Annotated in this window: 17 protein-coding genes; all 17 read right to left on the minus strand. The window is 60.3% G+C overall.

Annotated elements, in window-relative coordinates; genetic code table 11:
- Position 1 precedes the first annotated feature (1 nt).
- Positions 2–1,789, minus strand: coding sequence for an adenine deaminase (locus FHX08_RS29395; protein WP_132656875.1), 1,788 nt, complete (start codon positions 1,787–1,789; stop codon positions 2–4).
- On the minus strand, positions 1,786–2,706 hold the full coding sequence (locus FHX08_RS29400; RefSeq protein ID WP_132656874.1) for a nucleoside hydrolase: 921 nt from the start codon (positions 2,704–2,706) through the stop codon (positions 1,786–1,788). Before FHX08_RS29400 ends, FHX08_RS29395 begins: the two co-directional genes overlap by 4 nt.
- A 4-nt stretch (positions 2,707–2,710) precedes the next feature.
- Complete coding sequence (locus tag FHX08_RS29405; RefSeq protein ID WP_132656873.1) at positions 2,711–3,736, minus strand: ABC transporter ATP-binding protein; 1,026 nt, start codon at positions 3,734–3,736, stop codon at positions 2,711–2,713.
- On the minus strand, positions 3,729–4,508 hold the full coding sequence (locus tag FHX08_RS29410) for an ABC transporter permease (protein ID WP_132656872.1): 780 nt from the start codon (positions 4,506–4,508) through the stop codon (positions 3,729–3,731). The genes FHX08_RS29405 and FHX08_RS29410 overlap by 8 nt, the downstream gene beginning before the upstream one ends.
- A complete protein-coding gene (locus tag FHX08_RS29415) occupies positions 4,505–5,332 on the minus strand; it encodes an ABC transporter permease (protein ID WP_132656871.1) in 828 nt (275 codons plus the stop codon). Before FHX08_RS29415 ends, FHX08_RS29410 begins: the two co-directional genes overlap by 4 nt.
- Before the next feature lie 64 nt (positions 5,333–5,396).
- The gene (locus tag FHX08_RS29420; protein ID WP_132656870.1) at positions 5,397–6,419 is read right to left on the minus strand and encodes an ABC transporter substrate-binding protein; all 1,023 of its coding nucleotides are present in this window, start codon (positions 6,417–6,419) and stop codon (positions 5,397–5,399) included.
- Position 6,420: 1 nt separating this feature from the next.
- A complete protein-coding gene (locus tag FHX08_RS29425; RefSeq protein WP_132656869.1) occupies positions 6,421–7,464 on the minus strand; it encodes a LacI family DNA-binding transcriptional regulator in 1,044 nt (347 codons plus the stop codon).
- 168 nt (positions 7,465–7,632) lie between these two features.
- On the minus strand, positions 7,633–9,060 hold the full coding sequence (locus FHX08_RS29430) for an efflux transporter outer membrane subunit (protein WP_132656868.1): 1,428 nt from the start codon (positions 9,058–9,060) through the stop codon (positions 7,633–7,635).
- A 154-nt stretch (positions 9,061–9,214) separates the two neighbouring features.
- The gene (locus FHX08_RS29435; RefSeq protein ID WP_132656867.1) at positions 9,215–12,325 is read right to left on the minus strand and encodes an efflux RND transporter permease subunit; all 3,111 of its coding nucleotides are present in this window, start codon (positions 12,323–12,325) and stop codon (positions 9,215–9,217) included.
- Positions 12,326–12,375: 50 nt separating this feature from the next.
- On the minus strand, positions 12,376–13,590 hold the full coding sequence (locus FHX08_RS29440) for an efflux RND transporter periplasmic adaptor subunit (protein WP_184328111.1): 1,215 nt from the start codon (positions 13,588–13,590) through the stop codon (positions 12,376–12,378).
- Positions 13,591–13,740: 150 nt separating this feature from the next.
- A complete protein-coding gene (locus tag FHX08_RS29445) occupies positions 13,741–14,343 on the minus strand; it encodes a TetR/AcrR family transcriptional regulator (RefSeq protein ID WP_132656865.1) in 603 nt (200 codons plus the stop codon).
- 82 nt (positions 14,344–14,425) lie between these two features.
- Positions 14,426–15,385 (minus strand): phosphoribosylaminoimidazolesuccinocarboxamide synthase, encoded by a 960-nt coding sequence (locus FHX08_RS29450; protein WP_132656864.1) that lies wholly within the window; start codon positions 15,383–15,385, stop codon positions 14,426–14,428.
- A gap of 175 nt (positions 15,386–15,560) precedes the next feature.
- On the minus strand, positions 15,561–17,306 hold the full coding sequence (locus tag FHX08_RS29455) for an SLC13 family permease (protein WP_132656863.1): 1,746 nt from the start codon (positions 17,304–17,306) through the stop codon (positions 15,561–15,563).
- Between the two features lie 108 nt (positions 17,307–17,414).
- Positions 17,415–18,107 (minus strand): phosphoribosyltransferase, encoded by a 693-nt coding sequence (locus FHX08_RS29460; protein ID WP_184328112.1) that lies wholly within the window; start codon positions 18,105–18,107, stop codon positions 17,415–17,417.
- A gap of 2 nt (positions 18,108–18,109) precedes the next feature.
- Positions 18,110–18,916: a pseudouridine synthase gene (locus tag FHX08_RS29465; RefSeq protein WP_184328113.1), complete on the minus strand. Its 807-nt coding sequence runs from the start codon at positions 18,914–18,916 to the stop codon at positions 18,110–18,112.
- Between the two features lie 164 nt (positions 18,917–19,080).
- Positions 19,081–19,287: a hypothetical protein gene (locus FHX08_RS29470; RefSeq protein ID WP_132656860.1), complete on the minus strand. Its 207-nt coding sequence runs from the start codon at positions 19,285–19,287 to the stop codon at positions 19,081–19,083.
- A gap of 132 nt (positions 19,288–19,419) precedes the next feature.
- The gene (locus tag FHX08_RS29475; RefSeq protein WP_132656859.1) at positions 19,420–19,758 is read right to left on the minus strand and encodes a hypothetical protein; all 339 of its coding nucleotides are present in this window, start codon (positions 19,756–19,758) and stop codon (positions 19,420–19,422) included.
- Positions 19,759–20,132 lie beyond the last annotated feature (374 nt).

Genomic DNA, 20,132 nt, shown 5'->3' on the forward strand with positions numbered 1-20,132 from the left:
CTCAAAAGGTCTCCAGGATGGGGCTTTCGAGAACCGTGCCGGTGAGGACGTCAGCAATACCGCGATCGGTCTGATGCGGGCCGGTGTTGCAGGCAAGCGTAGCGCCGAAGCAGGCCTTGAAGACCAGATAGGGCGGCTTCCAGTCGACGATAGTTTCCATCGCCTTGCGGATTGCGGCGAAGCCTTCAGCGGTTTCCTGCAGGGTGGCATCGGTTACAAGGCCGGAGAGTGGCAGGGGCAGCAGGGCTTCGATCCGGCCGTCCTTTGTCACCGCCATGCCGCCGCCGGCTTGGATGACGGCATTGGCGGCAAGCGCCATGTCGCCTGCATTTCCGCCGAACACGGTGAGGTTGTGGCTGTCATGCGAGACGGTGGTGCAGAAGGCGCCGCGCCACTCGCCCCAGCCAGTCAGAAAGCCGATCCGCGGTTTGCCATCTGCGAGCCCGTGACGGTGGACGACTGATATCATGGCGCTGCCGGCCGGCGGCACGATGAAACCGCCGCGGACATCGGCCTCGGCTTCGCCCCATTGAGTGAAGCGCGGGCGATCGATTGTCGCAAGACGCACCTTCGTACCGTCGGCGGGAATACGAAAATCGTCCTCGACGAAAGGCGTGAGCTTGACCGAATGCGTGAGCGGGCCGGCATCGAACGTCTCGATTGCCTCCGTCACCGCGCCGTCTTTTGCGACGAGGCGGCCGTTGACGACAACGGCGCGTGCCTTGAACTCGTGCATATCCTCGAACAGCACCAGATCGGCGCGCCGGCCGGGGGCGATGAGGCCTAGATCGGAGCGCTTCAGGCGCTGCGCGGCATTGAAGGTTGCCGCACGGAGCGCCCATTCCGGGCGCATGCCGTAGCGCACGAGGCGGCGCACCACATCGTCGAGGCCGCCGTTCTCGTAGAGTTCATCCGGGAAAACGTCGTCGGTGCAGAGGGTCACGGATGGCGGTAGGTGGCCGATACCGTTCAATGCATCGACAAATTCCTTCAGCAAATGATCGTGTGAGCCACGCAGCTCAATCGTCATGCCGGCCGCGAGTTTCTGCAGCAGGTCAGCGCCAGAGGTCAGTTCATGGTCGGAGGTGATGCCGGCGGCCATGAAGGCATTGAGGTCGACGCCTTCCAGCCCGCGGGCATGACCGCAGACGAGTTTGCCGGAGGTCAGGCCCGCATTGACGATCGCTGTCATGCGGGGGTCGGCATCGATGACGCCGCGCATGTTCATCACCTCGGCGACGCCGCCGATCGCGGGTGAGCGCAGCAATTCCGCAATGATATTGGCATCGAAATCCGCTCCCGCCAGCTCAAGCCGGGGGGCGGAGGGAACGCAGGAGGGAGCAAACAGGATCATGCGCAGCGGCAGACAACGCGAGGCTTCGATTGCCCAACGTACGCCGTCGAGGCCATGGACATTGCCAAATTCATGCGGGTCCCAGACGATCGTCGTCACGCCGCGCGGCAACACGGCCTTAGCATATTCAGCTGGCGTGACCATCGAGCTTTCGACATGCATATGCGTATCGATGAGGCCAGGAGAGATGATGCTGCCAGTCGCATCGATCACCTTGTCGGCGTCGCTGCGACTTGCCGGCGCGTGCACACTGGCGATCAGTGCGCCGACGAGACCGATATCGGCTTCACGGACGAGGCCGGTGACGGCATCGAGGATGCGGCCGCCGGTCACAAGCACGTCAAAGGGGCCAACGCCACGGGCCGCGGCGACGGCACGGGCACGTAAGGCCGGTTCATTGATGTCGGCAGGTTCCTGGCGCGGAGTGGCGGTCATTTGCGGGCCTCGTTAACCAGGGCGGCGAGAATGATGACACGTGCCATATCGGCATCGATGTCGGCGGCGAACTGTGCATTGAAGGTTGCATGCGTGGCGCGGGTTTCAACGACCGTGCGCCCACGCGTATGCTGTCCCTGCAACTCCACATCGATGCGGGCAGGGCGAAAGCTTACCACTTGGGGAGCCACGAAGGCGACAGCGGCCGAAGGGTCGTAGAGCGCCATAGCCGGGCGGCCACGGCTGGTGCCGATGCGGATATAGCCAGCGAACATATCAGCGAGAAGTTCGGCATTGGCGCCACCCGCAGCGCGAACCGGGTCGGCATCCTCAGGCTTTGCGAGAACCTTGCGGCAGAGATCGAGATCGACCATGCGCAGCGGCAGCTTATGGGCGATCACAATTGCCAGGGCTTCCGGATCGGCAAGCGCGTTAAACTCGGCGGAAGCGGTGTGATTGCCCGAAGTGACGCCGCCGCCCATCCAGACGAGCTCGGTGATGCGGGCTGCAAGATCGGGTCGGGCAAGCGTCAATGCCGCGATATTCGTCAGCGGACCAAGCGCCAGGACGCGATGGGGGCCCTCCAGTTCCAGCCAACGGGAGAGGGCAAGGAAGGCATCGCTATCAGGCTGGATGGGCGCCGGTGGCAGATGTTTGCCCGTCGTCGGAATACCGCTTTCGCCGAGGATTGCCTGCGCGGTTTCAAGCTTGCCGAGGACGGGCATATCACGGCCGATATGAACAGGAAATTTCCAGCCGAAGGCCTTGGCGGCTCCCGCGGCATTGGCGCGGACTTGCGGCAGTGGCGCATTGCCGAAGACCAGTGAGACGCCATCGATGTCGTGTTCGGCGTTCGTCACCACCATGATGGCGGCGATGTCGTCGAAACCCATGTCCGTGTCGATCCAGACGCCCATGATCTCACCCGAAACGCTTGAGGTTTGCGGCCGCATCGACCGGCAGGTCGAAGGCGATGGTGCTGCCGAGTTCGTGTTGCGGCAGGGCGGCATCCACTTCCGCTTTGATCGGACCGAGCGCGCTGTCGAGCAGATATTCGCGGCTGTTGCCGGCAAAGGACGTGCCACGCACGGTGCCCTGGAAAGGACCGGAACCAAGGATTACCGCGCGCGGCCGCCATGCCAGGCCCGCCGCAACATCCGGCGCGGGAGTAGAAAGTGCGATCGCGCCGTTCGCCGTCGCAAGCTTTCCGTCCTTCAGCGCGAAGACATTCTCGAAACCGACAAAATCGGCGACGAAGGAGGAAATGGGGTTGTTGTATATTTCTTCCGGCGTGCCGATCTGCTCAATGCCGCCGTTCAGCATGACGATGATGCGGTCGGCTAGCGCAAGTGCTTCCGCCTGGTCGTGGGTGACGAAGATCATCGTCACCCCGGTTTCCTTCTGGACGCGCTGCAGTTCGGCGCGCATTTCGAGGCGTAAGCGGGCGTCGAGATTGGAAAGCGGCTCGTCGAGCAGCAGCACCTTCGGCTCCATGACCATGGAGCGGGCGAGGGCAACGCGTTGCTGCTGGCCGCCAGAGAGCTCGCCCGGTTTGCGGCCGGCGAATTTTGCAAGGCCGACGGATCTGATGCCGGCATTGACCTTGCTGTCCAGATCCTGGCCGCGAAGGCCTTTAAGCCGCAGGCCAAAGGCGACGTTTTCATAGACAGTCAGATGCGGGAAAAGTGCGTAGGACTGGAAGACGAGGCCGACCGCGCGTTTGTTGGCGGAGACGCGGGTGATGTCAGCGCCGTCCAGATTGATGCGGCCGGAGGCCGGGTTCAGTAGGCCGGCAATGGCGCGCATGGTCGTCGTTTTGCCGCAGCCGGAAGGGCCGAGAAGCGCCACAAGCTCGCCCCTGGCGATTGACAGGTCGAGGTCCTTCACCGCGACCGTATCGCCGTAGGCGAGCGTCAGCTTGTCGAGTTGAAGGTAGGCATCAGACATAGCGAGAGAATCCCAGGAAGCGTTCGGCGAGGAAGACGATGCCGATCGAAAGGAAGGCGAGCAGCGCCGAGAGCGCCGCAATGGACGGATCGTAGGTGGTTTCCATGTAGCCCAGCATGTCGATCGGCAGCGTGCGCACGCCGGGGCCGGAGAGAAAGAGCGAGACGGGCACCTGATTAAAGCTTGTGACGAAGCCGAGGATGAAGGCAGCCAGAATGCCGCCGCGGATATTCGGCATCACGACACGGAAGAAGGCGCCGAGCCGGGAGGACCCGAGCAGGACGGCCGCTTCCTCGATGTCGGCGCGCAGGTTGCCGAGGCTTGCGGAGACCACACGCACGGCATAGGGCAGCACCAGTGCCGTATGGGCAAAAAACAGCGCGAGCGTGATGTTGAAGCCGAAGGGCACGACAAGATAGCGCAGCAGCGCCAGGCCGACGATAATGCCAGGGACGATGATGGGCAACGATACGATGGTTCTCACCGCCTCGGCGCCCGGCAGCCTGTAGCGCGACAGCGCATAGGCGGCGGGGATGCCGAGGACGAGAGCTGCAACCGTGCCAAAGACCGCAAGGAACATCGACATGGCGAAGCTGTCGCGAAAACTGTCGATGGTGAACACCTTGGCGACCCAGCGCAGTGACAGGCCTTGCGGCGGGAAGGCCAGCGTATCACCTGCCGAAAGCGAGGCGGCGATGATGATCAGGAAGGGGCCAATCAGGAAGACCAGCAGCAGGAACAGAACGACAGGCGAAAAGAGGCGGATGCTCATCGGCGGTTTCTCGCGGTCGCAAGGCGCTTGAGAAGAATATTGGCGGCAAAGCTCATGACAATTAGGATGAAGGCGATGACGCTCGCCGAAACGAAGTTATTGGCGACGGAAACCTGCTGATACATCAACGTTTCCAGCATCAGCACTTTGGAGCCGCCGAGGATGGCGGGGGTGATATAGGCCGTCAGCGAGCCGGTGAAGACCAGCGTGCCGCCGATGACGAGGCCCTCCTTGGTGAGCGGCAGGATGACTTTCCAAAAAACCTGGAACCAGTTGGCCCCGAGCACGCGGGCAGCCGGGATGGCATCCTTCGGCATGTTTTCAAGTGCGCTGATGAGCGACAGGATCATCAGGGGCAGGAAGAGCTGTAGGAGGCCGATGAAGACGGCTGTCTCGGTGAAGAGCAGGCGCAGCGGCTCGGCGCTCAGACCAAGACCGGTGATGGCCTCGTTGACGATCCCGGTGCGGCCGAGAATGACGATCCAGGCATAAGTGCGCGCAACGGGCGAGATCATTAGGGGCAGTGTAACGAGGCCGATCATGCGGCCCTTGCCCTTCGGCGGCAGGTTGACGATCGCAAAGGCGGCTGCATAACCGATGATGGCCGAAACTGCCGTCACTTCGAGACCGAGCCGAAAGCTGCGGAAGAAGACCGTGCGGTTCAGTGTTTCGGAGAAGAAATCCGTATAGGCAGCAAGCGACCACGCGCTGCCGCTGCGAAAACCTTCTGACAGCAGGATCGCGACAGGCAGCAAAAACACCACGGCTGCGAAGATCGCTGCCGGCAGGGCAAGTGCCAAGGCTTCGGCGCGGTTCTGGAACATGGGACGCCTTTCGAGCGGAGGAGGGGTCGGCCCCGGCCAGTGCCGGGACCGTTATCAGCAGGGATTACTGCCCGACCTTTTCGTTCCACTCCTTCAGCCAGCCATTGCGGTTGTCGAGGGCGGCGGCGGAGGGGATCAGCTTCAGGCTTTTGGCGGTTTCCTCGCCGTAAGTGATATTGTTGGCGACCTGGTCAGAGACCTTGACCTCCTTGTTTGCCGGGCTGTCGATCAGCTTTTCGGCAAGCTTGGTCTGAACTTCCGTCGAGAGCCAGAAATCCATGAACTGCAGGGCGAGATCCTGGTTCTTGGAGCCCTTAGTCATGACCAGCACGTTCATGCCGCCGGTCTGGCCTTCCTTTGGAGTTGCCCAGGCAACGGGAACATCGAGCTTGGTGAAGCCGGCCCACGAGAAGCGGCCGATCGGAGCGGCCCAGATTTCTTCCTGCTGCATCAACTGCACGAGCTGCGAGGACTTTTCATAGAAGGTAACGATGTCGTCCTTCTTTTCGCCGAGTGCTTCGATCGGCGCCTTGAGATCCGGCGTGTCCTTGCCGAGCGCGAGGCCAAGCATATAGAGCGCTGGCGGACCCTGATTAGTCGTGACGTTCGGGAAGGCGACGTGGCTGACATATTCCGGCTTCAAAAGATCGGCCCAGGAGTCGATCTTCATCTTGTCCGAGCGATAGGCGATGGACGTGGCATAGAAGGTGTACCCAACGCTCATGCCGTCGCCATTCGGATCCTTGGCGACATCATAGAGCTTGGAGAAATTTTCGAGCTTGGACGTATCGACCTTGTCGATCAGGCCAGCGCGGGCGGCGGCGAGGCCGTCAGCCATGGAGACGGCGGCAAGATCGACCACCGGATTGGCCTTGTTGGCTTCCATCTTGGCGATACGCTCGACGCTGTTGCCGGTTTCGACAACGAGTTTGCAGCCGCATTTGGCTTCGAAGGGGTCGTAGACGATCGTCTTGTAGTCATCCTGCGCGAAGGCATAGACGGAAATAGTCAGTGTCCGTTGCTGTGCCATAGCGCCGAAGGGGAAGAGCGCGGCCAACGCCACCGATGCGATGAGGGCTTTCTTCATTCTACCTGTTCTCCATCTCTGAGGTTTTTTGTGCCGGGTTCGCAGGCCCGGATGACTGGCGGATGATGAGCTGCATAGGCACGCGTTCGGTCTCCGCCGTAACCAGTACGCCCTCCCGGGTGCCGCTTTCACTGATCCTATCGGTGAGCGCCGAAACGGCGATTTCGGCGATAGTATCCATGTCCATCCTGACTGTCGTCAGCGACGGCGTCACGACAGACGACCAGATGAGATCGTCGAAGCCGGTGACGCTGACATCGCCGGGCACGCTGATGCCCTCCTGCTGCAGTTCGGTCAGCGCGCGCAGCGCTTGCAGGTCCGAAAGGGCTGCGAAGGCGGTGAAGCCTCGACGCACCTTTTCTGCGAGACCTAACCGGCAGCCGGCGCCCGCCTCATTCTCCAAACGCTCGATCCAGAGCGTTTCGGACTGCATGCCAGGTTGCAGTCCAGACCTGATGCCGCCGGCCCTGTCATTCTGGACATTGGACTCGTGATTATTGCCGATGATCAGAATCCGTCTGTGGCCGAGATCGGCGAGATGGGCGGCAATTTCCCTACCGCCCTGCCAATGGTCTGCGGCAACCGTGTTGCCGGGCGTGGAGGCCGTATCGATGACGGCGACCGGGCAGCTTGCAGCAGAAATGCGCGTGGCGCGCCGAGGCACGACCACCATGCCATCGACGCCACGCTCCACCAGTCGGTTGATCGCCTCAGTTTGCGCCGTAATGTCGCCGCGGGAGTCGGCGATCAGGACGCCGTAGCCTGCGGCGGACGCGGCGGACTCGATCGCCTGGGCAATTTTTGGAAAGAGCGGATTGGCGATGTCTGGCAGGACAAGGCCGAGAACGCCACTGCGTCCGGTGCGCAGCGCCCTGCCTGCCTGACTCGGCACATAGCCGAGTTCGGCAGCATGGGCGCGGATCTTCTCGATAAGAGCGTCAGAAACACGACCCTTGCCGGAAAGCGCATTCGAGACCGTCGCGACAGAGACGCCGAGTGACGTCGCTATCCTGCTGAGATTGGGTCCCGGGCGTTGTGAAACCATTGATCTGAGGCGCCAAGCTTAATCGTTTAAGCAAGTGCATAGCGCAGCGATTGGAGCTTGTCGAATCCAAATTCATCCAACACTGCGATTATCCGTACCGGCGGACTTCTACGCAAACAAAAGCCCCGCGGAGACCGCGGGGCTTTGAAATAACACAATGCGAAAATCTTAGCTGCCCTTGGCAACCTTGACCGGCGCCGTCGTCTTGCCGCCCGGAGCGAAGCCGCCGCCGGTTGCGATATTGAGTGCGGCATAATCCTTCGCCATCTGCTGAACGGCCGCGGCAAGGCTTGCCTGAGCAAGGGAGACCTGACGCTGGGCGTCGAGAACGTCGAGCAGCGAGGAAGCGCCGTCCTTGTAGGATGCCGTCGAGAGTTCGAGGGTTTCCTGTGTCGTGCGGACCTGGGCGCGCAGCGCATTGACCGTCTCGGCGTCGCGGCGGACGGCCGACAGAGCGTTCTCGACCTGCTCGACCGCCGTCAGAACGGTCTGCTTCCAGGCGAGATAGGATGCGGCTGCATCGGACTTCGCAACGTCGACATTGGCGCGCAGGCGGCCTCCGTCGAGGATCGGCAGGTTCAGGCTCGGGCCGAAGGACCATGCACCGAGAGCGCCGTGAAGGCCGCGCTGGTTGATGTAGCTCGGCGAGATCGAACCGGACAGCGTGATCGACGGATAGAGCTGAGCCTCCGCGACACCGATCTGAGCGGTGGCGGCTGCAAGGTTACGCTCGGCTTGGCGAATATCGGGACGGTTGCGGATCAGATCGGCAGGAATGCCCGAATTGATGCCGCCACGGAACGTCGGCTGACCGGAGCCCCGCATCAGCTCATCGACCATCGAACCGGCCGGCTGGCCGACGAGGGTCGCGATATGATGGGCCGAAACGCGGATGTTGGTTTCGAGGCCGGGGATTTCTGCGAGCGTCGACTGGACGAGACCTTCCGCCTGCACGACATCGAGGCGGGAAGCGGCACCTGCATCGAGCTGGAACTTGGTTAGGTCGTAGGTTTCCTGACGAGACTTCAGGTTGGCCTTCGAAAGCGCCAGGCGCTGCTGGTAGAAGCGTAGATCGATATATGTCGAGACAATGTCCTGAATGTAGGACAGTTTGGCAATATCGGCACCCGCGTAAGCCGAGTCAAGCGAAGCGAGGGCAGCTTCCTTGCTGCGCTTGTATAGGCCGAATAGATCGAGCAGCCAGGACAGCGAGAGCTGGCCGGCGCTGGTGTTGCGGGTATCAAGCTGGGTGCGCAGTTCGCCTGTCTGGCCGCTGATGGTGTGGGAGGCGCCAGCATCGAGGGCAGGCAGGGCGCCGGCGCCGGCAATCGTCACGTTGGCAGAGGCGGAATTGATGCGTTCGATTGCCTGCTGAATCGTCAGGTTCTGATCGAGGCCGGTCTGGATGAGGCTGTTGAGCTTCTTGTCATTGTAGGCGGTCCACCATGCGGTGGTGGCGACATCGCCGATGCTCTTTGCGCCGCCTTCGCTGAATTTTCCAGGAAGCGACATTTCAGGAGGTACGTGGTCAGGGCCTAGGACGCAGCCCGAAAGCAATAACAATAGCGCCGGTGTGGCATAACGAAGGGGTACCATGCATTTCATCCTGTAACTCGAGCAAGTCAATTCTTGTCCGAAGCGTCATGCTTCACTATCGGCTAACGCGCCTCGTTCTCTACGCCAAACATCATGCCGAAGCTGTCCGCGTGCAATGTAGCAATCTGAAAAGCTTTCTCACAGTGCATTTATATCACACTGCCGCCTCATTTTTTTGCCGTGTGGCAAACATGCGGCGGATGACGACGAAGAAGCTCGGCACGAAGAAAATGCCTAGCATTGTCGCAGAAAGCATGCCGCCCAGCACGCCGATACCGATCGCGTTCTGGGCAGCGGAACCCGCGCCCGTTGCAATCGCCAATGGCACGACGCCGAGGATGAATGCCAGAGACGTCATGACGATGGGGCGCAGGCGCAGCCTCGCCGCTTCCAGCGTCGCCTCGAAGAGGTCAAATCCGGTCTCCATCCGGTCTTTGGCGAATTCCACGATCAAGATCGCGTTCTTTGCTGCAAGGCCTATCGTCGTGAGCAAGCCCACCTTGAAATAGACGTCGTTCGCCTGCCCGAAGAGCGTTGCTGCGGCAAGCGCGCCCAGCACGCCGACCGGCACGGCCATGATGACGGAGAAGGGGATCGACCAGCTTTCGTAGAGCGCAGCAAGGCAAAGGAAGACGACGAGAACCGAGATTGCATAGAGCATCGGAGCCTGTGAGCCCGAGAGGCGCTCCTGATACGAGATGCCCTGCCAGGCAACCGTATAGCCGCCGCCGAGCTGTTGGGTCAGGGCCTCCATCTCGTTCATCGCATCACCCGAGGAGACGCCCGGCGCTGCGGCGCCATCGAGCGGAATGGCGCTGACGGCGTTGAAGCGCGCAAGCGACGGTGCGCCTTCGACCCATTGGGTGGTGGTAAAGGCGGAGAAGGGTACCATCTCGCCGGCGTTGTTGCGGGCATACCAATGGTTCAGATCCGTCGGCTGCATGCGGAAGGGAGCATCGCCCTGCACGTAAACCGGTTTGATCTCGCCATTCAGCGTAAAATCGTTGACGTCACGGCCGGTGAAGATGATCGACAGCATTGAGTTGACCGAGGCGAGGTCGACGCCCATGGCGCCAATCTTCTCCTGATCGATCAGGATCTTCATCTGCGGCTCGACTTCTTTGTTATTCGAGCGTAGCGCGACAACCTTCCCTGTGGCGCCGGCCATCTGGATCAACCGTTTGGAAGCGGCCGTCAGGGCTTGGGTGCCATGGCCGCCGGTGTCCACCAGATACATCGAGAAGCCGCTCGACACGCCGAGACCCTGGATAGCGGGCGGCAGCAGGGCAAAGACCTGTGCTTCTCGGATCGTGAAGAAGTTCTTCAGAGCCCGGCTTGCCACCGACTGCGCGCTGAGATTGGGATCGGTGCGCAGCGAGAAGTCCTTGAGCTTGGTAAAGATGATGGCGCTGTTCTGACCCGAACCGTTGAAACCGAAGCCGAGGGCGCCGAAGACGGAGTCGACCGCGTCCTTCTCGTTCTCGCGGAAGTATTTCTCGACCTTTTCAACGACGGCTTGGGTCTGCTGTGTGGTGGAGCCTGGCGGCGTGGTGACGATAGTCAGGAGCACGCCCTGGTCTTCCTGTGGCAGGAAGGAGCTTGGCAAGCGGGCAAAGAGGTAGGCACAGCCGGCGCCGACCAGCAGGAAAACCAGCATGACACGGATCGGCCGTTTCAAGAGATAGCCGATGGTGCGGACGTAGCCGTTGGTCGAACGGGTGAAGTTACGGTTGAACCAGTCGCCGATGCGATGCTTCTTATGCTCGTTGATAGGCTTCAGCATCGTCGCGCAGAGCGCCGGCGTCAGCACGATGGCGACGAGGGCCGACAGCAGCATTGCCGACACGATGGTAACGGAGAACTGGCGATAGATGATGCCGGTCGAGCCCCCGAAGAAGGCCATCGGGATGAACACGGCGGTCAGGACGAGCGCGATGCCGACGATGGCGCCGGTGATTTCGCCCATCGACTTCTCCGTCGCCTCGAGCGGCGAGAGCTTTTCCTCCGACATGATACGCTCGACGTTTTCCACGACGACGATAGCATCGTCGACGAGAAGGCCGATCGCCAGGACCATGGCGAACATCGTCAGCGTATTGATCGAATAGCCTGTTATCGCGAGAATGCCAAAAGTGCCGAGAAGCACGACGGGAACGGCGATGGTCGGGATTAATGTCGCGCGCAGGTTCTGCAGGAAAACGAGCAGGACCACGAAGACGAGCACAATCGCTTCGATCAGCGTATGGACGACCTTTTCGATCGACAGCTCGACGAAGGGGGTCGTGTCATATGGATAGGTGATCTCGACGCCTTCCGGCAGGCCTCGGCCGATCGTTTCAAGCGCAGCACGCACCCGGGCGGCGGTATCGATGGCATTCGCACCAATTGCAAGGTTTACGGCAAAGCCCGAGGAGGGCAGGCCGTTATAGCGCGAATTGCCGCCATAGCTCTCTTGGCCGATCTCGACGCGGGCGACATCGCTGAGGCGAACGGTCGAACCGTCCTTTTCAACCTTCAGGATGATGTGCTCGAAGTCCGCGACCGTGGTGAGTTGGCTTTGGGCGGTGATGGTGACGTTGATCTGCTGACCGGGAACCGCCGGTTGGGCGCCGAGCGAACCGACGGAAACCTGGGTATTCTGCGCCTGGATGGCGGAGGTCACGTCACCGGGGGTCAGCTGAAATTTCTGCAGCTTGAACGGGTCCAGCCACACACGCATGGCATAGCCCGAACCGAAAGTATTGATGCTGCCGACGCCCTCCAGACGTTGGATCTGATCCTCGATCGAGGTCGACATGATGTTGCCGAGATCGACCGAGGTCCGCTTGCCGTCGGTCGAGATCAGCGAACCGACGAGAAGGATGCTCGAGGTGGAGCGTGTGACGCTGATGCCGGCATCGATGACGTCGCCCGGCAGCTGCGACTGAACGAGCTGGAGCTTGTTCTGCACCTGTACCTGCGCGATGTCAGGGTTGATGCTGGTCCCGAAGGTCAGCGAGATGCTGGCCGAGCCCGTCGACGAGGTTGAGGTCATGTAAGTCAGGTCATCGAGGCCGGTCATGCCGTCTTCGATGATGGTCGTCACCGATTTCTCTACCGTCTCCGCGCTGGCGCCACGATAGCTGGCGTTGATGCGCACGGTTGTCGGCGCAATGTCGGGATATTGCGAGATCGACAGCGTAAAGATGGCGAGCACACCTGCGAGCATGATGGTGATCGCAATGACCCAGGCAAAGATCGGTCGTCGGATGAAAAACTTGGCCATCGGTTATTCCTGTACGGCTGAGACGGTGACGATACGAAGACGTCCGCGCGTTACTTTGCTGCGGGCTTCTGTTCGCCTCCGGCCGCGGGCTGATCGGCAGGGACCACCACGCCGTTATCGTTGATCTTCATCGGAACCGGCTTCACCGGCATGCCTGATACAATCGACTGCAGACCGCTGACGATCACCTGGTCGCCATCGTTCACGCCCTGCGTCACGAGCCACGAATTGTTGGAGGGCGTGGCATTTTCAAATATGCGGGTCTCGACCTTGCCTTCGGCGGAAACGAACTGCGCGGTCAGGCGACCGTTGGCATCGCGGGTCGTTGCAAGCTGCGGCAGGGAATATCCGGTCTCCGCACCAAGCTCGACGGTAGCCCGGACATACATGCCCGGCAGGATGACGCGATCCGGATTTGGGAAGACAACGCGGATGATGAATGTGCCGGTCGTTTCGCTGACGACCTGCTTCGACATATCGAGCTTGCCCTTCTGATTATATTCGCGGCCATCCTCGAGGATCAGGCGGAAGGTGACGTTATTGTCTTCCCCCTTCACCTCGCCGGCCGCGATCGCATCGCGCAGCTTCAAGAGGTTGATGCTCGATTCCGTCAGCGAGATATAAATAGGATCCAACTGGCGGATGGTGGTCAGCGCATTCGACTGGTTGGCGGCAACCACGTTACCGATGTTGTAAGCTGTCTGATCGATGACGCCGTCGAAGGGAGCAATGATCTTCGTATGGTCGAGATCGATTTGCGCCGCGGTCAGCGCCGCCTTGGCGGCTTCCACTTCGGCATTTGCCTGGGCGAGTGCCGTACGGGCGTTTTCAAACTCGATCTGCGTTGCACCGCTGCCGACCAGCCGCTGGTAGCGATCGAAATTGCTCTGGGCACTCGGCACGCTGGCTTGCGCCTTGGAGATGGCTGCTTGTGCCTGTTCGACGGCGGCGCGATAGGCGGCATCATCGATCTGGTAGAGCAGGTCGCCCTTCTTGACCTCGCCACCTTCCTTAAAGGCGATTTCGCGGATGATGCCGTTCACCTGCGGGCGAATATCTGCCACCTGAAAGGCTTCGGCGCGACCGGGAAGGATCGTGGTGATCGGATAGGTACCCTTTTTCAGCGTGACCACGCCAACTGGAGCGCCCTGCTGGGCGGCGCCCGCGCCTGCATTGCCTGCGGGCTTTTTGCTGCTGTCGTTGCAGGCGGCGAGGCCCATAACAAGCAAGAGAGCCGAGGAGACGATGAAGGCACGCCGAATCATGCGAATTTCCTGTGCGGTTGGCAGTAGCGGTTCAATCGCCGACCTGAAGAGGCGCTGCTCGATATAAGCGTAGTGATTGGTCCGGATACAGATGCCGTTATCCGATATTAAGAAAAGCTTTATGAAGTGACGTAAGTCAGCAATCGTCACTTAGCAAGCGTTATTTTGCAGTGCGGCATCCACAAAGCACACGATTTTTTCTGCACGATGGACAAGTGTGTCCTTATCGTCCTTGGCGATCAGGATCGGATGGAGAACGCAAGCCAGGACGTCTGCAACAGTGCTGGCGGCGGCATCGGTGCGGTTACAATGGTAACGGCCATCGGCCACACCTTCGGCTATGATCTCGCGGAGCCTCTGCTCTATCCGCTGGCGATAACGATTACCGGCCTCAAGCTTGGCCTCGATCGTCGAGATGACCATCTCGAAGATATAGGGGTTCTGCTGGATGTCCTGCAAATGGCTGTCGAGCAGACGAAGGACGAAGCTTAACAGCTGTTCCTTCGGCGGCAGGCTGGCGTCGGTTGCCGCGAAACGCTCCGCGGCATTGCCGAGATGCCGCTCGGCGATCGCGTCGACAAGTGCGGCTTTCGAGTGGAAATGCTTGAAGACATTGGCTGGAGACATATGCAGGGATGAGGCGATATCGGCGATCGAGACCGCTGCAAAACCGCGCTGGCGGAACAGGATGTCCGCCATCGAGAGGATATCCTCCCGCGTCTCTTCGGCCTTGCGTCTGGGCCTGCGTGCCATATGTCCCCCGCCAGGCTTTGCCCGGCACCCCTTTTTCCCGATGCTAGCGCGATTGGCCGAAAGGCTGCAAGCAGGCTCGCTACTACCTTTCAGCGGTTCCAAGGAAATAGGGTGCAAGATTTGCGCGGACCCGGGCGACAGGCGTTTCGCCGCTGTCGTCGGGCACGAAGCGTTCGCCGGTGATCCATTCGTAGGCCTTGATATAGACGGCCGAAGTCTGCTCGATCAGCTCGACCGGAATTTCCGGGATATTGTCCTTGTAAGGGTCGCAGCGTTCAGCCACCCAGGCGCGGACGAAGTCCTTGTCAAAGCTTTCCGGCCGTTTTCCGGCTTCGAAGGCGGCAGGATAGCTCTCGGCTACCCAGTAGCGGCTGCTATCTGGTGTGTGGATTTCATCGGCGAGGATGATGTTGCCATCCTTGTCCGTGCCAAATTCATACTTGGTGTCGACGAGGATGAGCCCGCGTTTTGCCGCCACATCCTGGCCGCGGGCAAACAGCGCCAGCGCGTATTTCGAAAGCGTTTCCCATTGCTCTGCGGTCAGCAGCCCGCGGCTGACGATTTCAGCAGGCGTCAAAGGCTCGTCATGGCCGCCGTCGAATTCCTTGCTCGTCGGCGTGATGACCGGTTCGGGAAGGACCTGGTTGTCGCGCATACCATCGGGCAGGCGCATGCCGTACATTTCGCGCTCGCCCTTCTTGTAGAGCGTCAGGATCGACGTGCCGGTCGTGCCAGCCAGGTAGCCACGCACGACGATCTCGACCGGAAGGATATCGAGGCGCTTACCGATGACGACATTTGGATCGGGATAGTCGAGAACGTGGTTGGGGCAGATATCCTTCGTCGCCTCGAACCAGTAGCGGGCGGTCTGGGTCAACACCTGGCCCTTGTATGGAATGCAGGTCAGAATACGGTCGAAGGCGCTCAGCCGGTCCGTGCTGATGATGATGCGCCGCCCATCCGGAAGATCGTAATTCTCGCGCACCTTGCCGCGGTAGTAGTTCGGCAGTTCCGGGAAATGGGCTTCGGAGAGAATACGCACGGTGCTTGGCTATCCTTCTATCGGCTGAGACCAAGCATGTCGCAATCTCCAGGATTCGCTTCCCACGCTCGAGGTCTCTGTTTACGCATGTCGTTATCGCAAATCGGCGGCACAGTTTTGCGCCGCATGCTCTATCCCTGCTCTAGTTTCATTGCCGGGGAAGTCAAGCAAAGGCTCATTCAAGCCAGAAGAGGGCAATGAGAATGAGCGTGACTATATAGCCGGCGAGCGTCAGCGGCCAGCCGGCGCGCAGGAAATCGCCGAAGCGATAGCTGCCGATGCTCATCGACAGCGTATTGTTGTGATGGCCGAAGGGCGTGAGGAAATCCTGCGAGGCGCCGGCGGCAACCGCGATCAGATAGGCCTGTGGCGGTTGCTGACCGGCTCTCGCAAATTCAAGTGCGATCGGCGCGAGCACGATCGCGACGGTCGCATTGTTTACGAAAGGCGTCAGCGCCATGGCGAGAAACAGAACCAGGGCGACGCCCCACAGGGGATGGCCGATTGGGAAGGCCAGGCTCAACCATGCCGCAATGGCCTCAGCCACGCCCGTCGTCGCGACCGCCTGGCCGATGGGGATCATCGCTGCGAGCATGATGATGATCGGCCAGTTGATATCCGCCATTGCATGGCGAATGTTGAGGTAGCCAAGCAGGGCAAGCGCCAACACCACGAAGGCAAGGGCAATATCGGGGCTTAGACCGAAGGCGGAAGCAGCGACACCGCAGGCAAAAATCGCAAAGGGTCGCCATGAGGCCGATGATTTCGGCGAGGGCGCTGCGGAGGCAAGCGGCAGGCATTCGCACTCCTCAAGGGCTTCCGCGATGGCTGTTTTGGGCCCCTCCAATACCAATATGTCGCCGATTGAAAGCTGCAGGTCGGCGAAACGTCCTTCGATACGGGGAGAGCGCATCGATAGGGCCGAGACCGTGACGCCGCGGTTGCGGAAGATTTCCAGAGAGGCGATGCGCGATCCGACGACGGTGCTTTCCGGCATGACGACGGCTTCGATGCTGGCGAAATCCGGCTGCAGCCCATGCGGATGGGCTTCAGGCACCAGCGCCTGCAAGGCGGCAAGGTCCGCGAAGATCGAATCCGCGCCTTGCGCCAGCAGAATATCGCCTGGCTGGATGACCGATTGCTCGAGCGGGCCGAAAACGAAAGCCCTATCGCGGATCAAGGCATGCGGCTGGATGCCGAAACGCTCCAGACACTGGGCAAGCGTAATGCCAACAAAAGGCGAATGCTCGGGAATGCTGCGCTCGACAACAATGCGACGGGCGGCGGGTGCGGGTGCTGCTACGGCCTCGTCCGGCTCGGAAAATATTCGCCGGACGATCAGCGTGATCAGGAGAATGCCCAGAACGGCGACCGGCAGGCCAACATAGGCGAAGTCGAAGAAGCGGAAACCTTTGCCCGTGGCTTTTTCAAGCGCATCGCCGACAAGCAGGTTGGCGGGTGTACCGATCAGCGAAACGAGACCGCCGAGAAGAGCAGCAAAGGAGATCGGCATCACAAGCTGCCGTCGCGGAATGCTCATGAGCGTGCTGAGCCGCAGCGCCAGCGGCAAAGTGATCGCGAAAGCGCCAATATTGTTCATGAAGATCGAGATGAAGCCAGTCAGGGCCGAGACGCCCGCTATGACCCGGAAATGCGAAAGGCCCGATGTCATGAAACGCTCGGCGAGGCTGTCAAAAAGTTTGGTGCGTGCAAGGACCTGGACTACCAGCAGGATTTCCACGACAGTAATGACGACGGGGCTCGCGAAGCCGGCAAAGATGCTGTCGGCGGGGTAAAGACCGAGCACATAGCCCGCAAGCAATCCGCCGATCGCGATAACTTCCATGCGCAGGCGATCGAGGGAGAACAGAAAGAGCATCGCCGCCAGCAGGATGAGGAGGGCAGCTTGCTCGGGCGTCATCGGCGGTTCCTGTGTTCGATCAGACGCCGAATGTAGCTTTTCGTCCGGCGCTGTATAGTCCGTCCAGACGAAAGAATGGATGATCCTTACATGTGGCCTTGCTGGCGATCAGGCTGGCGCGCGCCATTTTCCCTCGGCTGTCCGCTCCAGGATCGGCGTTGTGAAAACGCCTTTCGTAACCTCTTGCCACTGAGGACCTGCGTCGTCGAGTTTTGCGCGCCAGCGGTCCGACTGCAGCATGGCGGCGCCGATGACAACAGGTTCTATGCCGCAGCTGGCAAGCAGATCGAGACCAGCGACGATAGACGTTCCGCTCGATATGACATCATCGATGAGCGCGACGCGGCGTCCTTCCAGAAGGGGCAGCATGCGTGGATCAATATAGAGGCGTTTTTGCTGCTCCGGTGTGGTGATCGAGGAGAGAGCGACCGAAAATTCGTCGCGATACCAAAACTTGCGGGAGGTACCGAGCGGAACGTAACGGCCATGGCCGAGCTTCTGGGCCACTGCCGCTGCAAGTGTCAGGCCGAGTGTGGGAAGGCCAGCGATGACGTCGATGCCGAAGGGCCAGATTCTTTCCGCCAGGCTCTCTGCCAGCGCATCGAGCACTGCGAAGCTCGCTTGATTGATAATCAAAGAGGCCAGCGCATGATCGCCGTCGGCGAGCACGCGGATCGGCAGGCGCAACTGTCTGCCGTCCTCCAGCTGCGCCACGAAAAAGGAGGTGAAGTCGCCGCCTGTTTCGAAGCTGCCGGGCGGATGGACTTCCTGCCAGAAATCATGCGGCATCAATTCCGTCATTCTCAATCCCGTATCGCTTTGCTGCCGCCGATCTTTCGGCGGAGGTCCTTCAGCTCGTCCTCGCTCAGCACCCTGACCGATCCCTTTGCCAGATCGCCAAGCTCCAGCCCACCTATCGCGACGCGCACCAGTCGCAGGCAGGTGACATCGAGCGCTTCCAGCATGCGACGGATCTGCCGGTTGCGGCCCTCCTGCAGTTCCACTTCGATCCAGGAATTGCGGTCGCCCTCACGCAGCTTTCGGGCTGCCGTGGCGCGCAGCAATTCACCGTCGTGCCGAAGACCTGACGTCATGGCCGTCAGCATATCGTCGTCGGCAATCTGATCGATCTGCACGTGATAGGACTTCGAGATATGGGTGATCGGATCGAGTAGCGCCTGGGCGAATTCCGTATCGTTGGTAAAGAGCAGCAAGCCTTCGCTCGCCTTGTCGAGCCGGCCGACGGGCGAGAGATGTGGAACGTCGAAATCGGTCAGGCAATCATAGACCGTCGGCCGTCCCTCGGGATCATGACGAGTGGTGACCAGACCGCGCGGCTTGTTGAGCATCAGGTAGATCCTCGCCTCTGCGATGATTTCCTTGCCATCGACCTTGATAAGGGCGGCCGAAAGATCGACCCATGTCGAGGGATCGGTAACTATGCGATCGCCGATCGCGACCCTGCCCTCGGCAATCAGCCGTTCGGCTTGCGTACGGGAACAATAGCCAAGTTTGGAGAGCGCGCGCGGAAGCGTGACCCGCTTGCCGGCTGATTCAGCCTGGGGTCTGATGTGCTCGCGTATTTTCTGCGGTGATCGCCGGCCCTTCACTTTGCCATCCCCGGTGTGATTGCGAAGCCGTTCTTTGCATGAACGGGGCGAGGATACCAGCAATGGGGGTTGAAATTCTGGGGGAGTAGAGGATCTCGGATGCCGAAAGATATTATCAACGCTTCAGGCAAGCGCAGTCGAGGAGGACAAGCTTTTCCTGCACCTCAAGGGCAGGCCATGAAGCCGGCGAGTTCCTGCCGGTTCATCACGATGCCAGCGGCGGCCTTGGCCGGGTCCGGATGCGTGTAGGAAAGGCTCGGCATTTCAGGGAGGTCGAGCGCCTGGCGCATGTTCATGATACCGACCGCGCGACGCCCAAAACCTCCATCGACGCTGACTTCAACGATCAGCTTCTCTCTCTTGTCGTCCATGATGTCCTCCCTTCATTTTTATGTCCTCACTGCTCGCACTAAAAGTTGGTTTTTCTAAGACATAAGTATTTACGCATCCTGCAAAAATTGGATTTGCAGGATGCGTAAAATGTAGAACTTGATGTTGGCGATTCAACGCCACCAGTGACGTGGTTCAGGCTGCGAGGCGCCCGAAAGCATATACCCCGCCAGGAAGCCGATCGCTCCCGCAACCAGAAGTGCCGTTGTGGTCGCTGCCGGGTGTTCGCGGGCGGTGCCGGCAACGGCCGCACCCTCCGCCCGAATCTGGGCAACTGCGCTCTTGGCGCGGGGAAGGGTGTCTTCATATGCCTTGCCTGCGCGGTCACGCACTTCGTAATAGGCTTCGGCGCCCTGCGCGGAAATCATCTTCTGGAGGCGGGACACCTCCTGCTGCAAGGCTGCAATGTCCTTGCTCACGGATGCCCTGATATCGTCTGTATTGGCGGCCATGTGTGTCTCCTTCCTTCGATGGGAAGGGAAACACGAAAAAGCGCGTTAGGTTCCGTGCCTTTGGCGACAATCCAATATGACGGTTGTTTGACAGCGTGGCGTTGACTGTGTTTTTTTGGCGTTAACCATAAATTTGGCCAAGGCGCTGTTTTTCCGGGGCTTTTCCGCATTTTTTCACCGGGCTCAGGACCGTTCTTTATCGCCTGGTAAAAGTTTTTTCGGGAATTGTGCCCCGAAAGGCGGCTTGTGGATAACTTCCTGTTAGAAATACTCCTGTCGAATCAACCTGTTACAAAAATGTCAAAAAAGTTGGATGAGTGGTGTTGACTGTTTTGCGGGTGTAGGCTTATAAGCCCACTCACTGACGAGGGCGG

This window comes from Rhizobium sp. BK529, assembly GCF_014194105.1.
In the GTDB taxonomy this organism is placed as follows: domain Bacteria; phylum Pseudomonadota; class Alphaproteobacteria; order Rhizobiales; family Rhizobiaceae; genus Rhizobium.

Coding starts and splice junctions, on each gene's coding strand:
- FHX08_RS29430 (WP_132656868.1), bottom strand. CDS start 9,060: ATGGTACCCCTTCGTTATGCCACACCGGCGCTATTGTTATTGCTTTCG.
- FHX08_RS29410 (WP_132656872.1), bottom strand. CDS start 4,508: ATGAGCATCCGCCTCTTTTCGCCTGTCGTTCTGTTCCTGCTGCTGGTC.
- FHX08_RS29460 (WP_184328112.1), bottom strand. CDS start 18,107: ATGACGGAATTGATGCCGCATGATTTCTGGCAGGAAGTCCATCCGCCC.
- FHX08_RS29415 (WP_132656871.1), bottom strand. CDS start 5,332: ATGTTCCAGAACCGCGCCGAAGCCTTGGCACTTGCCCTGCCGGCAGCG.
- FHX08_RS29425 (WP_132656869.1), bottom strand. CDS start 7,464: ATGGTTTCACAACGCCCGGGACCCAATCTCAGCAGGATAGCGACGTCA.
- FHX08_RS29420 (WP_132656870.1), bottom strand. CDS start 6,419: ATGAAGAAAGCCCTCATCGCATCGGTGGCGTTGGCCGCGCTCTTCCCC.
- FHX08_RS29455 (WP_132656863.1), bottom strand. CDS start 17,306: ATGACGCCCGAGCAAGCTGCCCTCCTCATCCTGCTGGCGGCGATGCTC.
- FHX08_RS29470 (WP_132656860.1), bottom strand. CDS start 19,287: ATGGACGACAAGAGAGAGAAGCTGATCGTTGAAGTCAGCGTCGATGGA.
- FHX08_RS29405 (WP_132656873.1), bottom strand. CDS start 3,736: ATGTCTGATGCCTACCTTCAACTCGACAAGCTGACGCTCGCCTACGGC.
- FHX08_RS29440 (WP_184328111.1), bottom strand. CDS start 13,590: ATGATTCGGCGTGCCTTCATCGTCTCCTCGGCTCTCTTGCTTGTTATG.
- FHX08_RS29400 (WP_132656874.1), bottom strand. CDS start 2,706: ATGGGCGTCTGGATCGACACGGACATGGGTTTCGACGACATCGCCGCC.
- FHX08_RS29445 (WP_132656865.1), bottom strand. CDS start 14,343: ATGGCACGCAGGCCCAGACGCAAGGCCGAAGAGACGCGGGAGGATATC.
- FHX08_RS29475 (WP_132656859.1), bottom strand. CDS start 19,758: ATGGCCGCCAATACAGACGATATCAGGGCATCCGTGAGCAAGGACATT.
- FHX08_RS29395 (WP_132656875.1), bottom strand. CDS start 1,789: ATGACCGCCACTCCGCGCCAGGAACCTGCCGACATCAATGAACCGGCC.
- FHX08_RS29435 (WP_132656867.1), bottom strand. CDS start 12,325: ATGGCCAAGTTTTTCATCCGACGACCGATCTTTGCCTGGGTCATTGCG.